Origin of the sequence: Cupriavidus sp. UME77 (assembly GCF_014170355.1) — a bacterium.
Lineage (GTDB): Bacteria > Pseudomonadota > Gammaproteobacteria > Burkholderiales > Burkholderiaceae > Cupriavidus > Cupriavidus basilensis.
In genome coordinates, this window is record NZ_LZZU01000043.1 from 37,777 (window position 1) to 52,384 (window position 14,608).

At 63.4% G+C, this 14,608-nt stretch carries 16 protein-coding genes and 1 riboswitch; of the genes, 14 read left to right on the top strand and 2 right to left on the bottom strand.

Annotated features, from left to right (window positions below):
• The first annotated feature begins 8 nt into the window (after positions 1-8).
• Entirely contained in the window at positions 9-173 is a 165-nt protein-coding gene (locus A9975_RS37810; protein ID WP_370564708.1) for an aldo/keto reductase, read from the top strand.
• A 161-nt stretch (positions 174-334) separates the two neighbouring features.
• On the opposite strand, the gene A9975_RS15335 is transcribed toward A9975_RS37810, so the two are convergent.
• Positions 335-1,366: an NAD(P)H-quinone oxidoreductase gene (locus A9975_RS15335; protein ID WP_183033539.1), complete on the bottom strand. Its 1,032-nt coding sequence runs from the start codon at positions 1,364-1,366 to the stop codon at positions 335-337.
• A 151-nt stretch (positions 1,367-1,517) separates the two neighbouring features.
• Between A9975_RS15335 and A9975_RS15340 the strand changes: the two genes are divergently transcribed.
• The 3 genes from A9975_RS15340 to A9975_RS15350 all read left to right on the top strand — a co-directional run bounded on the left by A9975_RS15340 (position 1,518) and on the right by A9975_RS15350 (position 3,771).
• Positions 1,518-2,402 carry a LysR family transcriptional regulator gene (locus A9975_RS15340; protein WP_183033851.1) on the top strand — a complete coding sequence of 295 codons (885 nt, stop codon included), beginning with the start codon at positions 1,518-1,520 and terminating at the stop codon, positions 2,400-2,402.
• Positions 2,403-2,466: 64 nt separating this feature from the next.
• Complete coding sequence (locus A9975_RS15345; RefSeq protein WP_183033540.1) at positions 2,467-2,964, top strand: VOC family protein; 498 nt, start codon at positions 2,467-2,469, stop codon at positions 2,962-2,964.
• Positions 2,965-3,034: 70 nt separating this feature from the next.
• Positions 3,035-3,118: riboswitch (ZMP/ZTP riboswitch) on the top strand.
• A gap of 20 nt (positions 3,119-3,138) precedes the next feature.
• The gene (locus tag A9975_RS15350) at positions 3,139-3,771 is read left to right on the top strand and encodes a LysE family translocator (RefSeq protein ID WP_183033541.1); all 633 of its coding nucleotides are present in this window, start codon (positions 3,139-3,141) and stop codon (positions 3,769-3,771) included.
• A gap of 57 nt (positions 3,772-3,828) precedes the next feature.
• Here the strand turns inward: A9975_RS15350 and A9975_RS15355 are convergent, their stop codons facing one another.
• Positions 3,829-4,848, bottom strand: coding sequence for a LacI family DNA-binding transcriptional regulator (locus A9975_RS15355; protein WP_183033542.1), 1,020 nt, complete (start codon positions 4,846-4,848; stop codon positions 3,829-3,831).
• Positions 4,849-5,142: 294 nt separating this feature from the next.
• Between A9975_RS15355 and A9975_RS15360 the strand changes: the two genes are divergently transcribed.
• The 10 genes from A9975_RS15360 to A9975_RS15405 all read left to right on the top strand — a co-directional run bounded on the left by A9975_RS15360 (position 5,143) and on the right by A9975_RS15405 (position 14,605).
• Positions 5,143-6,150, top strand: coding sequence for a tripartite tricarboxylate transporter substrate binding protein (locus tag A9975_RS15360; RefSeq protein ID WP_183033543.1), 1,008 nt, complete (start codon positions 5,143-5,145; stop codon positions 6,148-6,150).
• Between the two features lie 49 nt (positions 6,151-6,199).
• Positions 6,200-7,768 carry a class I adenylate-forming enzyme family protein gene (locus A9975_RS15365; RefSeq protein WP_183033544.1) on the top strand — a complete coding sequence of 523 codons (1,569 nt, stop codon included), beginning with the start codon at positions 6,200-6,202 and terminating at the stop codon, positions 7,766-7,768.
• Positions 7,765-8,484, top strand: coding sequence for an SDR family oxidoreductase (locus tag A9975_RS15370; RefSeq protein WP_183033545.1), 720 nt, complete (start codon positions 7,765-7,767; stop codon positions 8,482-8,484). The genes A9975_RS15365 and A9975_RS15370 overlap by 4 nt, the downstream gene beginning before the upstream one ends.
• Complete coding sequence (locus A9975_RS15375) at positions 8,481-9,257, top strand: citryl-CoA lyase (protein WP_183033546.1); 777 nt, start codon at positions 8,481-8,483, stop codon at positions 9,255-9,257. Before A9975_RS15370 ends, A9975_RS15375 begins: the two co-directional genes overlap by 4 nt.
• Before the next feature lie 74 nt (positions 9,258-9,331).
• Positions 9,332-9,874, top strand: coding sequence for a carboxymuconolactone decarboxylase family protein (locus tag A9975_RS15380; protein ID WP_183033547.1), 543 nt, complete (start codon positions 9,332-9,334; stop codon positions 9,872-9,874).
• Positions 9,867-10,724, top strand: a complete 858-nt coding sequence (locus A9975_RS15385) for an SDR family NAD(P)-dependent oxidoreductase (protein ID WP_183033548.1) — start codon at positions 9,867-9,869, stop codon at positions 10,722-10,724. The genes A9975_RS15380 and A9975_RS15385 overlap by 8 nt, the downstream gene beginning before the upstream one ends.
• A gap of 86 nt (positions 10,725-10,810) precedes the next feature.
• Complete coding sequence (locus A9975_RS15390) at positions 10,811-11,821, top strand: tripartite tricarboxylate transporter substrate binding protein (protein WP_255503247.1); 1,011 nt, start codon at positions 10,811-10,813, stop codon at positions 11,819-11,821.
• A 193-nt stretch (positions 11,822-12,014) separates the two neighbouring features.
• Positions 12,015-12,623 carry a TetR/AcrR family transcriptional regulator gene (locus A9975_RS15395; protein ID WP_183033853.1) on the top strand — a complete coding sequence of 203 codons (609 nt, stop codon included), beginning with the start codon at positions 12,015-12,017 and terminating at the stop codon, positions 12,621-12,623.
• A gap of 116 nt (positions 12,624-12,739) precedes the next feature.
• Positions 12,740-13,549 carry an oxidoreductase gene (locus A9975_RS15400; protein ID WP_183033549.1) on the top strand — a complete coding sequence of 270 codons (810 nt, stop codon included), beginning with the start codon at positions 12,740-12,742 and terminating at the stop codon, positions 13,547-13,549.
• A 57-nt stretch (positions 13,550-13,606) separates the two neighbouring features.
• On the top strand, positions 13,607-14,605 hold the full coding sequence (locus A9975_RS15405) for an NADP-dependent oxidoreductase (protein ID WP_183033854.1): 999 nt from the start codon (positions 13,607-13,609) through the stop codon (positions 14,603-14,605).
• The last annotated feature ends 3 nt before the right edge of the window (positions 14,606-14,608 follow it).

Sequence of the window (14,608 nt, forward strand, 5' to 3'; positions counted from 1 at the left end):
ACCGGAACGTGCCATTTGCCGAGTCGGTCGGAGCCCTGGCCGATCTACAGCGCATAGGAAAGATCCGCCATATCGGCATCTCGAACGTGACGCTCGCACAGCTCGATCTGGCACGCAGCAGCCCTCACGCTAGCGCCAGGAGACTTCGACGGTTTGCGATGAACAGGCGCTAGCGCTTGCAAATGGCGCGATCCACCTCCGTGCGTTCTCGAACCGACTTCGGCCGATCGCCGAGCAGATCGTGAGACGTCCGCGACCTTTAAAAATGGCGCTTTTTCCTCACGTCCATCACGAGCCCGGCAAGCCGCTTGCCGCTTTCGCGGCAAGCCAGGCCTCAGCCAATGAGATCGGCACCTGTCGTAAGGACGATCTTTCCAAAGTGTGTGCCGGAATCGATCAGCTCGTGAGCGCCGCGAGCGTCGGCAAGCGCAAAGGTCTTGTAGACAACCGGCTTGATCTTGCCGCTCTCGATGTACGGCCAGACCTGCCGCTCGAGTTCATGGATGATGGCCGCCTTGTCCGCGGATGTGCGCGATCGCAATGTCGAGCCCATATGCGTCAGACGTTTCGTCAACATCGGCAAGACGTTGAGATCCTTCGCCGGCCCCTTGATCACGCCCACCTGGAGGATTCGTCCGTCCAGGGCTGCGGCGTCATAGTTTCTAGCCACGTAGTCGCCGGCAATGATGTCAAGGATCACGTCGACGCCCCTTCCATCGGTAAACCGCTTCGCCGCGGCGACGAAATCTTCCTCGCGGTAATCTATCGCGAGGTCTGCGCCTAACGCCAGGCTGGCCTCCCGGTGCGCCTGCGAGCCAACTGTCGTGATGATTTTCGCCGCGCCGAATGCCTTCGCCAGCATGGTCGCCGTGGTACCGATACCTGACGCGCCGCCATGGATCAACACCGATTCGCCGGCAACCAGCTTGCCGCGCTGGAACAGGTTCAGCCATACCGTCATCAACGTTTCGGGCATGGCCCCGGCTTCCACCAACGTCAGGCCTTTGGGGATATGCATCGTGTTGCAGGCGTGCGCGACCGCATATTCTGCGTAACCACCACCGGGAATCAATGCACACACCAGTTCGCCGATCCGGAATTGGGACACGTCGGAGCCAACGGCAACCACTTGACCTGCCACTTCCAGCCCCGGAATGTCGGAAGCCCCGGGGGGCGGATCATAGAGCCCTTTGCGCTGGAAAACATCGGGACCGTTCACGGCAGCTGCGTGGATGCGGACCAGAACCTGATCGGCGGCCGGCATCGGCACCGCGCGCGTAGCCGGCACCAGGACCTCAGGACCACCGGGCTGTTTGATCTCAATGGCTGTCATGGACGACGGCACACGATAAGCTGAAGCAGACATGGATATCACTCTTTCTAAAGATGAGGCTCGATTGATCCGGGCGGATCATTGAACGAGGAACTCTTGCGTTCAGTCTAGGCCTCGACGCTGATGAATATGTGCAGCATTATTCATGGTGACAGATGCAAATTTGCATCAGGAGGGCGGCACGATGAACTGGGATGACGCGCGAGTGTTTCTCGCGGTGGAGCGCGAAAAGACGCTCCGTGGCGCGGCCAGGACGCTCAACCTGGATCAGGCGACGGTCGGAAGACGGATCGCGGCGCTAGAACACGCCCTACGTGCAACGCTCTTCCTGCGCACCTCTGACGGTTACGCGTTGACCGCCGCAGGCGAGGCCGCGCTGAGATCGGCGGAGAAAATGGAACACTCCGCACACGAACTCGTCAGACGAACTCAAGGCACGGATACACGGCTTGCGGGGGACGTAAGAGTCACCAGCACCGACTTGATCGCGCTCCAATTCCTGCTTCCCGCCATCGAACGCCTGCATGCCGCGCATCCCGAAGTGCGCATCCTGCTGGATACGTCGACGCGCATGCTGAACCTGGCAAGGCGCGAAGCGGATATCGCAGTCCGGTCGGTCAGGCCGGAAAATCCCGATCTTGTCGCGCGGCGCCTGGCTCGCTGGCCCATGGCGCTCTTTGCATCGAGTGCCTATCTCGAGCAGCACGGCAAGCCCGCCGCTGGCTCCGCCTTCGCGGGCCACGATCTTGTCGTCTATCAGGGAAACTGGACCGGGAATCGATCACCGACGCTTGCTGGCGAACCGATACACGCGGGGCGCATCGTATCGACCTTCAATTCCAGCCTCATGCTGCGCACCGCGGTAAAGGCCGGACTCGGCATCGGTGAACTTCCGATACATCTGGCTGAACACGACGGCCTCGTGCAGATATGGCCGGAACCCGCACGTGGGGCGGTCTACGAAATCTGGCTCGTCACGCATCAAGACCTTCGGCATACCGCGCGCATCACGGCAATGATTGACGGCATCGTCTCCGCGTTCGAAGATCACGCAACCCACACAAAATAGTCACGCGCGACGTCACTGCGGCTGCTGCGCGGATGCGGGTGGCCAACTTATCAGGAGATGCGAAATGACCAGCAAGAACACGATCTGCCTGTGGTACGAAGGTGGCGCCGTTGACGCCGCGAACTTCTATGCGCAGACGTTCCCCGACAGCTCTGTCGGCGCCGTCCACCGCGCACCGGGCGACTATCCTGGCGGCAAGCAGGGCGATGTCCTGACGGTTGAGTTCACCGTCGTCGGCATCCCCTGCCTTGGGCTGAACGGCGGCCCGTATTTCAAGCACAACGAAGCATTCTCTTTTCAAATCGCGACGGACGACCAGGCCGAAACCGACCGCTTGTGGAACGCAATCATCGGCAATGGCGGCCAGGAAAGCGCATGCGGCTGGTGCAAGGACCGCTGGGGCTTGTCATGGCAGATCACCCCGCGCGCCCTCATGGCGGCAATATCCGACCCCGATCCTGCTGTGGCCAGGCGCGCGTTTGACGCGATGATGACCATGAAAAAGATCGACATCGCCGCGATAGAAGCAGCACGGCTGGGCCAAAATCTATCCGCAAGTTGAAGGAGCGTGTCCCCGGCGTTGCCAATGATTCTTCCCGTAGCCTAGAGCATTTTCTCCTGTGCTATGATTTCTGCACTCATGTGACTGGCGCATACAGATAGGGCACTATCGGGGAGCGTGAGGTTGCTAGCCGCCGCGCGCCTGGGCATTACCTACTATCCTTGGAGATGGGTTATGCCTGATTTTGCACAGTTGCTCATGTTCGCTCTTGTGGCCTTGGGAATGGTTTTAACGCCGGGGCCGAACATGATTTATCTAATTTCCCGCTCCATTTGCCAAGGTAGACGCGCAGGCCTCATTTCATTGGGCGGCGTTGCTCTGGGCTTTGTGTTCTACATGCTGTGCGCGGCATTCGGAATTACGGCTTTCGTATTTGCGGTACCTTACGCATACGACACGCTTCGCCTTGGCGGCGCTTTGTACCTTCTATATCTTGCCTGGCAAGCGGTCAAACCGGGCGGACGGTCCGCGTTTGCAGTGCGCGACCTACCGGTCGATACCCCAAGGAAGCTCTTCAGCATGGGGTTTATCACCAACCTGGCGAATCCAAAAATCGCCGTCATGTATCTGTCGCTGCTGCCCCAATTTATTACGGAAGGACATGGCAGTGTTCTTACCCAGTCGCTGGCGCTCGGCAGCGTTCAGATTTCGATCAGCCTCGCTGTAAATGCACTGATCATCGTGACGGCCGGATCTATATCCACCTTCCTGTCAGGACGCCCGCAGTGGCTATTGGTGCAGCGCTGGCTGATGGGAAGCGTTCTGACCGGTCTGGCGGTGCGGATGGCCTACGAATCCAAGAAATAGAAATAGCAACACCTTGCCAATACGCCGGCGCAGCAGCCGGCTGTACAGCCCACCGGCCTACCTGGGCGCTGCCGTGGCGCACGACTCCCCCAAAACCAAGTCAAGCGGCACATTCACGATACGTGGCTGTGTCCCCCCCTCCCCGCCCAAGCGGTCAAGCATCAGATGTGCGGCAGCCTCTGCGGCGCGCTCGATGTCAAAGCGTAGAGTGGTTAGCGGGGGATACATCAACTCAAGCGTCTCCGGCGTACCGATGCCGATCACCGAAAGGTCTCCGGGAATATCCAGCCCCGCCTTGCGCGCAACATAAATGGCGCCGGAGAGCAGGCGCGTTCCCAGGCCGATGATTGCGGTGGGGGGTGCGGAAAGAGCGAGCATGGCCGCCATTTGGGTGCGTGATGAATCGATCGCCGAGCGTGACATACAGACTAGTGCGGGGTCGAACACCAAACCCGCCTCCGCAAGGGCATCCCGGTAGCCGAGCAGCTTTTCGCGCCCTGGACGAATGTGCTCGCCAGGCCCGAACAACGCGATACGGCGGTGACCCAATGAAATCAGATACGCCATAGCCTGCTTCACGCCGCTACGATGGTCCAGATAGACCGTGTCCATTGGTAGAGGCGTTTCCCGATCCAGAATCACCACCGGTAAGCTGCAAGCGCTGAACAGGCTGTCGGCGGGGTCCGCGCTCTCCAGGCTCGGCGCGGCAATGATGCCCTCTAGCCGGCGGGTCTCGAACAGCGCAACCAGCTCGCGGTCGCGCCGTGGCTGATCCAGTGTATTGCCGACCAGCATGGAGTACCCGGCGGCCTGCATGTGCTTCTCGACTTCGCTGAAATGCGCCGCCAGCAGCGGGTTGCCGATATTCGAAACCAGGTAGCCGACCGTCTTGCTGCGCCCGGTACGCAGGTGGCGGGCGGCAAAGCTGGGTTCATAGTTCAGTGCCTCTACCGCCGCGTGCACCCGGGCTCGCAGCGCCTGGCTGGCATAGCCGGTGCCGTTCAGCACCCGCGACACGCTGCCGATGGAAACCCCCGCCGCCTCAGCCACATCCCTGACGGAAATCTTTTGCGTCATGGTCTTCCCTAATGAAAACGTTCCACAGTTGGACGCCAAATTTGTTGCCTGATAAGTTAGCACAAACGGAAATCGTTTTCACATTTCCGCTCACCTAACCCGGACAGCGCCAAACTATCCCATGCAGCAAGACCGTCCTTCGCGCCCCCTCGCCGCGCCCCACGGCGCCGACCGTGCGGGCGAGGCCACATGTGGATCCCTGAACGGCCGGCCTGGCGAAGCGCAGTAAGCCCGGCGTGGCTCCATCCGGAGCATGCCGCTGGCAACCAACGACAACGACAACGGAGACAACCCATGCTTCACAGACTGATCTGTGCGGTCGCGGCCGCGCTCGCCCTGCATACGGCGGGGCCGGTACTGGCCGAAACCTATCCTTCACGGCCAATTCGCCTGGTAGTGCCGTTCCCGCCCGGCGGCGCTGCGGACATTTTCGGCCGGCTGCTCAGCCAGCAGCTCACGCAAAGCCTCGGGCAGCCGGTGCTGGTGGAGAACCGCGCCGGTGCGGGCGGAAACATCGGCGCGGCCGTCGTCGCCAATGCACCGGCGGACGGCTACACCTTGCTGCTGGGCACGATCGGCACCCATGGCATCAACCCGACGCTATACGCCAACCTTCCCTACGACCCAAAGAAGGACTTCCAGCCTGTGGCCCTGGTCTCCTCCGGCGCCAATGTACTGGTCGTCAACCCGACGTTGCCGGCGCGCAATGTCAAGGAGCTGATTGCGCTGGCCAAGAGCAAACCGGGCCAGTTGATGATGGGCTCGTCCGGCAATGGCAGCAGCATTCATATGTCCGGCGAACTCTTTGAGCATATGACCGGCACGCAACTGACGCACGTGCCCTACCGCGGTGGCTCGCCTGCACAGACCGACCTGATGGGCGGGCGGGTGCAGCTGATGTTCGACAACCTGCCCACCTCGCTGCCGTTGATCGCCAAGGGCCTGGTACGCCCGCTTGCCGTGACCTCGGCGCATCGCTCGCCCGCGCTCCCGGATGTGCCGACTGTTGCCGAAGCCGGCGTGCCGGGCTACTTCGTCAGCAACTGGAGCGGCATCTTCGCGCCGGCGCATACGCCCCCCGACATTGTGAACCGGCTCAATGCGGCGGTTGGCCAGGCTGTGACAAGCGCAACGCTGCGCAAGCGCTATGCCGAAATGGGCGCCGACACCGTCACCGACCTCGGCACCACCAAGAACGCGGGCAACCAGCCGATGAGCGCGGCGGAATTTACCAGATTCGTCGATGAGGAGATGAGCAAATGGGCAAGGATCGTAAAGGTATCTGGAGCGCGGGCGGAATGAGCGGAATGAGCGGAATGAGCGGTATCAACGAGACGCAACGGAAGGCAGCATGCAACCAATCCACCACCTGCTGAGGACCGCCAGCGCCACGCCGGCGCGCATCGCCTTGCAGGCGGCCGGTGAATCGCTGACCTACGGCGAACTGACGCAGAAGGTACTGGCGCTCGCGGCGGCCTTCCAGGCACTGGACCCCACGCCCGGATCGCGCGTAGGCATTTGCGCCGGCAATAGCATGCAGCATGTGTTGGCGCTGCTGGCTACGCTGGCCGCAGGCAAATGCTGGGTGCCGCTGAATCCGCGCGCCTCGGTCCACGAACGGGCACGCATCGTCGACTTCACCGAGCCGTCCATCCTGGTGTTGGAAGACAGCAGCCACGGCCAATCCGGCACTAACACGCCTGGCACCCGCGTGATCAGCTGCGGGCCGCAGGCATCCGGCCCGGACAGTATCGCCGCGCTGCTCTGTGCCTGGCGCGGCCACGTCCCGCTACCCGTGCAGCGCGAGCTTGGCGAAACGCAGGCCATCAAGTTCACTGGCGGCACCACCGGTGCGCCCAAGGGGGTCATGCAGTCGTTGCGGTCCTGGAACACCACGGTGGTTTCCATCCTCACCGCGATGCAGTTGCGCGATGACGAGCGCTATCTCGCCGTGGCCTCCATCACCCATGGCACGTCCACTTTCCTGCTACCCGTGTTCGCACGTGGCGGCACCATCGTGCTGGCGGATTCGACCAGGCCGCGCGCCCTGCTCGATCAGTTGGAGCGCGAGCGCATCACCGCGGTGTTCATGCCGCCCACGCTGATCTACGATTTGCTGGACGAGCCCGGCGTACGCGAACGGGACTGGTCCGCGCTGCGGCACTTGATCTATGCGGCAGCGCCGATGCGCGCAGACCGGATTGCCCAGGCCATTGAAATTTTCGGCACCCTGGAGACCTCCTTCGGGCAAACCGAGGCCCCCGGCATCATTGCCTTCCTGCCCGCCGGAGAATTGCGCGATCCCGCCCGCCACGGCAGCGTCGGCCGTGCCACCTGCCTGACCGAACTCGCCATCATGGGGCGCGATGGCAAGCTGCTGCCAGCTGGGGAAACCGGCGAGATCGTGGTGCGCGGCGACCTCGTCATGTCCGGCTACTGGCGCCAGCCGGGCAAGACCGCCGAGGCGCTGGCCGATGGCTGGCTGCATACGGGCGACGGCGGCTACCTGGACGCGCAAGGCTACCTGTACCTGAAAGACCGGTTGCGCGACGTCATTATCACGGGCGGCTTCAACGTGTACCCCAGCGACGTGGAGAACGCGCTCGGCGCTCATCCGGCGGTGTGCCGCTGCGCCGTGCTCGGCATGGACGACCCGCGCTGGGGCGAGGCCGTGCATGCGGCAGTGCAACTGCATCCCGGCGCCACAACCAACGCTGCCGAGTTGCAGGCATTCGTCAAGGAACGCCTGGGTTCGGTGCAGGCACCAAAGCGCATCCATTTTGTGGAAACCCTTCCGCTCACGGCCAACGGCAAGGTCTCGAAGCTCGAGGTCAGGACCCGGCTCGCCGCCAGTGCAAGCGACTACGCCAGCAACTACGCCAGCTACGACCCACTAGGCAAGGAGCCTCTCTCATCATGACACCAACAGATATCCTGGTAACCGGCGGATCCGGCGGCATCGGCTGGGCCCTGTGCAAGACGCTGCGCGAGCGCGGCCACACGGTAGTGAACTTCGATCGGGTGGCGCCTCCCGAGACCGGTGTGACGCATTTCGTCGAAGTCGACATGGCCGACACGGCGCAACTCGCCGCCGCGCTTGGCAAAGCCTCGGCCACCTTCGCCTTCACCGGCCTCGTCAACAACGTGGCGACGCTGCGGCCGGCGAGCCTGGAGGAAACCAGTCTTGACGACTTCGACAAGCAGATTGATGTCAACGTCCGGGCAGCGCTGCAATGCACCCAGGCACTGGTGCCGGGCATGCGCGCGGCGCGCCACGGCCGCATCGTTAATATCTCCAGCCGTGCCGCGCTGGGCAAGGAACTGCGCACGGCGTACTCGGCCAGCAAGGGCGCCCTGAACGCCATGACGCGTACCTGGGCGCTGGAACTCGCGGCGCACGGCATCACCGTCAACGCCGTCGCGCCGGGGCCCATCGCCACGGCGGCATTCGGCTCCGTCAACCCGGCCCAGGATGCGTTGACGCAGCGCATTGTGAGCGGCGTGCCGGTCAGGCGGCTCGGCAAACCTGAGGACATCGTCCACGCTGTCGAGTTCTTTCTCGACGAACGCGCGTCCTTCGTCACCGGCCAAGTGCTGCACGTCTGCGGCGGCATCACCGTGGGGCTGGGCGCATGAACGGCGTACGCACCGAAATCGGCTACACCACACCCGATCGCATCACGCTGCGCGGACTCGACCTGGCCACCGAGGTGATCGGCAAGCTGGATTTCGTGCAAACGCTCTGCCTGGTCGCGCTCGGCCGCCAGCCCAGCGCGGCGCAGGCGCGGATGATTGACACGCTGCTGGTGACCGCGGTCGATCACGGCCTGACACCAAGCGCGATCAGCGCCCGCATGACCTGGCTCGGCGCGCCGGAATCCTTGCAAGGCGCGGTCGCAGCCGGGCTGCTGGGAGCCGGAGAACGCTTCCTCGGCACGGTGCAGAACATGGCGCAGATGCTGTTGCAGGAAGGTGCGCCCCTGGCGGCCGATGCCGACGAAGCCACCATCGCGGCGCAGGCACAGCGCATCGTTGCTGCCTGCCGCGCTGCCGGCAAGCCGATACCTGGCGTGGGCCATCCGATTCATGCGCGGGGCGACCCGCGAGTGCCAGCGCTGATGGAGGCAGCCAGGTCAAACGGCTTTCACGGCAAATACTGCCGGCTAGCGCTTGCGCTTGGCGACGCCTGCGGCGACGGCAAGCGCGGCGCCCTGCCGCTCAATGCCGCCGGCGCCATCGGCGCCATCCTCGCCGAGATGGGGCTGGACCCGCTGTTCGGCCGGGGACTGGCACTGATCGGACGCTGCGCGGGACTGGTCGCCCACCTGATCGAGGAACGCGAGCGGCCGGTCGGCCAACAGGTATGGAACCTGGTCTTGCGACAAGACCCGCGCAACGCGCTGCCGTAGGCGGCCAACTCCTATTTACATTATTCCCACCACGACATCACCTGCCGCGCGGCAGGAAACGGAGACAACACAACATGGCCAGACTGCCTTACTTCGACGTGGACAACGTGCCCGGCCGCCTTGGCGAGCAACTGCGCGGGCGTCCCGCCCTCAACCTGTACAGGGTCCTGCCGCATGCGCCGGAGATCGCGCTCGGCTTCCTCGGTCTCGGCCGCGCCATTCTGACGGAGGCGTCGCTGCCGCCCGCGCTGCGCGAGCTGGTCATCCTGCGGGTGGGCGCGCTCAGCGGCGCCAGTTACGAAGTGCATCAGCACCGGCGTGTGGCGCGCGCCGCCGGTGTGCCGGAAGAAAAAATCGATGCCGTGCTCAGGCCGGATGCCAACGGCGACTTCAGCGAACTCGAGCGCCTTGTCATCGCATTCACCGATGCCGTGGTGCATGACGTCAAGGCACCGGCGCAGCTCTACGCCAAGGTTGCGGCGGCCCTGGACGAACAGATGATGGTCGAGCTGCTGGCAACCATCGGCTTCTACATGCTGGTGTCGCGCCTGCTGGAAAACCTCGAAGTCGATATCGAAAACCCGCCGCTGGAAAAACTGGAGCTGCGTCATGACTGAATCCCTGGAAAGCCGTCCGGACCAACAACTGTTTGCACCCGCGCTTGGGGTGCCGCGCCGTGACGGCCGGCTCGCCGGGCGCCGCATCCTGGTGGTAGGCGCGGGCCAACGCCGCACCGTCGATCCGGTGCCGTCGGTCGGCAACGGACGTGCCATGTCAATCCTGTTCGCCCGCGAGGGCGCCGCCGTGGCGTGCGCCGATATGGATGCCGGCGCCGCGCAGGATACGGTCGACCTGATCCTGCGCGAGGACGGCCGCGCGGTGCCGGTCCAGGCCGACGTTGCGGACCCTGCTCAGATCTCGCGCATGGTGGCCCAGGCCGTGGCCGCGCTGGGCGGGCTCGATGGCTTGGTGGTCAACGTCGGGATCGGCAACCAGAATCGCTTTGGCGCGGAGACGCCCGAAGACTGGGACCGGGTCCAGGACATCAACCTGCGCGCCCCGATGTTCTGCGCCCAGGAGGCCGCCGCCGTCATGCCCGCGGGCAGCGCCATTGTGTTCGTGGCCTCCACGGCGGCGATCTCGCCGCTGAGCGGCCTGCCGGCCTACGAGACGTCCAAGGCGGCCTTGACCGCGCTGGGCCGCGCGGTGGCATTCGCCGGCCAGCCCAACGGCTTGCGTGCGAATGTGCTGGCACCAGGACTGATCGACACACCGATGGGCCGCGACGCCTCGCGCGCCCGGCCCTCGCGCGCAGCCCGCCCGCTGCCGTTCGGCCGGCAGGGCACAGGCTGGGAGGTTGCCCACGCCGCGCTCTACCTGATCAGCACCGAGTCCTCCTACGTCAACGGACAGATGCTCATCGTCGATGGCGGTCTGTCGATCGGTGCCGTACGCGCCGCGGCCTGACGGCAGGCGCAGCGGCGTACAGGTCAAGCGGGCCTGGGCCGTACCATGGCCAGGCCCGTCATCACAACAATATGCAGGAGACAAACATGATGCGGAATTGCTGGAACACCCTGGGACTCGGCCGCTTCCTGGCCCTGGCACCCACCCTCGGCATGGCGCTTGGCCTTGCGCTCGGCGCGGCGCCGGCGAGCGCGCAGCCGTGGCCGGCGCGACCGGTTCGCCTGATCCTGCCCAGCGCCGGCGGCAGCGGCCCCGACACCATTGCACGGATCTTTGCCGAACGCTTGTCGCGCACGCTGGGCCAGCCCGTCGTGGTTGACAACCGGCCTGGCGCCAATGGCGTCATCGGCGTCGACGCGGTGGCCAAGGCCCCGCCTGACGGCTACACCTTGCTATTTGCCAGCTCGTCGTCCACCGTCATCAGCCAGGCCCTGCTGCACAAGCTGCCGTTCGATGTGACGCGCGACCTTGTGGCCGTGGCGCAAATCTTCTCGGGGGGCATCCATCTGGTCGCCTCGCCGGATTTTCCCGCGCGCAACCTGAAGGAGTTCGTTGCCCTCGTCAAGGCGAATCCCGGCAAGTACGACTATGCCACCTGGGGCCCAGGCTCCACCGGGCAGCTCGTGATGGAGTACCTGAAGCGGCAGGAAGGGCTCGACATCCGGCATGTGCCCTACAAGACGATCGGCCAGATCTACCAGGACATGCAGGGTGGGCTGGTGAAGGTGGCCTTCGTCGACGCCACCAGTTCGGTGCCGCTGATCAAGACCGGAAAGCTTCGCGGCATTGCCATCACCGGTTCGCACAGGGGACCGGCGCTGCCGGACCTGCCGACCATGACCGAACAAGGCTATCGTTTCGATACGGATGCCTGGTATGGCGTGTTCGCCCCACGCGGCACGCCGGCCGGCGTGATAGCGGCGGTGCACCGGGAGATCCTGAACACGCTGTCCGCCCCGGAGTTGCGTGACCGGTTCGTCCAACTCAACCTGGTCGATCCGCCATTGAAAAGCGCGGAGCAGTTTGCCCAGACGGTACGTACCGACTTGTCCCTCTGGCAGGGCATCGCCAAGGCAAACGGCATCAGCTTGGACTGAGAGGGCCTATCGCTGACGTCCGCAGGGTCGCGCTGACAAACGGCGTCTGCGGTTGCTGCGTGCGCTTCATCAAGCGACGATCGGGCACCCTCATGTCGCCGAACTGACAGTTGCACTGCTCAGCGCTGCCCTGGGGGGGCGCCTTGATCTCCATCGACATGGCTCAGTACAGCAAACGGCGCCGAAATGCTATATGATGGCCGTCATGAAGAAGCCACCCATCAATCGAAAAACCGTCAGCCGCAAGGAACTCACGCACGAGCGCATCGTCGAGGTTGCCGCGCGCGCGATTCGGCGCAGTGGCTACGACGGCACAGGAGTGGCCGACATCATGAAGGAGGCCGGCCTGACGCATGGCGGCTTCTATGCCCATTTTCCATCGCGCGAGGTGCTGCTTGCCGAAGCCGCTGACCGCGCCGGTGCCGAAGCCGTGGCCCTGTCTGAGCATATCGCCGCCTCCGTGCCGCCAGATCAAGCATTGCCGGCGATGGTGCGCGCCTATCTGTCGAAAGCGCATTGTGAAGACATAGAGACTGGTTGCCCTGTCTCCGCCCTCGGTTCGGAGATGCCGCGCCAGGCGCCGGTCGTGCGGCGCGCGGCCACCCGCCGCATCAAGGAGATGATCGATGTCGTTGCGCGCCAGTTGCCCGATTGGGGCCAGCCGGGTGCACACGAACAGGCACTGATGACGGTTGCCACCATGGTTGGCACCATGGTGCTGGCGCGTGCCGTGGACGACCCCAAGCTGTCGGAGAATTTTCTTGACGCCGCATTGAAAAAACTTGCGCCCACTGACGCGTAAATCCGCCGGCCTGGTGCCGGTTTTCGCTTGACCTAAAATATGATGAACATCATATTTTTTAGAGATGAATGCCCGACCCGCCACGTAGAGACATCACTCAATATCGGAAGAACATCATGGAAACCAAAATAGCCCTCGTTACGGGCGCCTCGTCGGGAATCGGCGAAGCCACGGCAAAGCGGCTTACCAAGGCCGGATACAAGGTCTACGGCACCAGCCGGCGCGGCGCGCAGGCCGGCCAGCGGACGTTCGAGATGCTGCCACTTGACGTGACTCGCGAAGAATCAGCCGAAGCCGCCGTCAAAGAGGTACTGCGCCTGCACGGGCGCATCGACCTGCTGGTGAACAACGCAGGCTTCGGTGTCGCCCCTGCCGCTGCGGAAGAGAGTTCGATTGACCAGGCCCGCGCGATCTTCGATACGAACTTCTTCGGGATCATCCGCATGACGCGTGCCGTGTTGCCCCATATGCGGCAACAAGGTGGCGGCCGCATCATCAACATCGGCTCTGTGCTGGGTTTCTTGCCCATGCCCTACATGGCGCTGTATTCCGCCACCAAGCACGCGGTCGCAGGCTACTCGGAGTCGCTCGACCATGAGTTGCGCACGATGGGCATCCGGGTATCGGTCATTGAGCCTGCCTATATCAAGACGCCTTTCGACGCGAACTTCATGGCGCCCGACGCCCCCCTCGACGCGTACCGCGAGGTGCGCTCGGCCGTGGATAAGCGAGTGAAGGAGGTAGTCGAGGGCGCTGACGGCCCTGAGGTTGTGGCCGAGACCGTACTGCAGGCCGCCACCGCGGCGCATCCGAAACTCCGCTATGCGGCCGGTGGACTCGCCGTCCGCCTGCGATTGCTACGCAGGTTTGCGCCTGCGGGCTTGGTAGACGCCGGTATTCGCAAAGATCTGCGGCTCGCAATGTAGACGGCGCTACTGCCTGCGAAACAACCTGATGCAACGAGAAACTGACAAGGAACCATGATGAAGGCATTCGTCGTCGATCGATATGGGCGCAAACATGGCTTACGCGCTGGCGATATGCCGGTCCCGGCGCTGCACGAGGACGACGTATTGATCCAGATTCACGCCGCTGGCGTGAACCCTCTCGACGCCAAGATCAGGAACGGAGAGTTCAAGTTGATCCTGCCTTATCGTTTGCCATTGATTTTGGGCAACGATTTGGCCGGGGTTGTTGTCCGCGTCGGATCTCGCGTACGACGATTCAAACCGGGCGATGAGGTGTACGCGCGACCGCACAAGGATCGCATCGGCACTTTCGCGGAATGCATCGCGGTCAAAGAGGATGCCGTGGCCCTCAAGCCCACGGCACTCACAATGGAAGAAGCGGCTTCGATCCCGTTGGTGGGATTGACTGCCTGGCAGGCGCTGATCGAAAAAGGGCAACTCAGGAAAGGGCAGAAAGTGCTCATACATGCTGGCTCGGGCGGCGTTGGCACCCTTGCCATTCAACTGGCGAAGCATGTGGGTGCGACTGTCGCGACGACAACGAGCGCGCGGAATATCGAACTGGTGAAGCGCCTCGGTGCGGATATCGTCATCGATTACACGAAAGACGACTTTGCTGCCATCCTGAAGGACTACGACGTGGTACTGGATACGCAGGGCGGCAATGCACTCGAGAAGTCGCTGCGAGTGCTCAGGCCGGGTGGCAAACTCATCGGGATCGCCGGTCCGCCTGACCCCGATTTTGCGAAAGAGATGGGCGCCTCCTGGTTCCTGAAAGCGGCAATGCACTTTCTGAGCCATCGCATCAGACAAGCCGCGAAACGCCATGATGTCAGCTATTCATTTGTTTTCATGCGTGCCAACGCAGACCAGCTAGGCCAGATCGCCAGGCTCATCGACGCAGGTGCGATAAGGCCCGTGATCGATCGGGTTTTCCCATTCGCGTCAACCAAAGAGGCTTTGGCCTACGTCGAAACAGGCCGAGCAAAGGGCAAGGTTGTCATCAAGATCTGATAG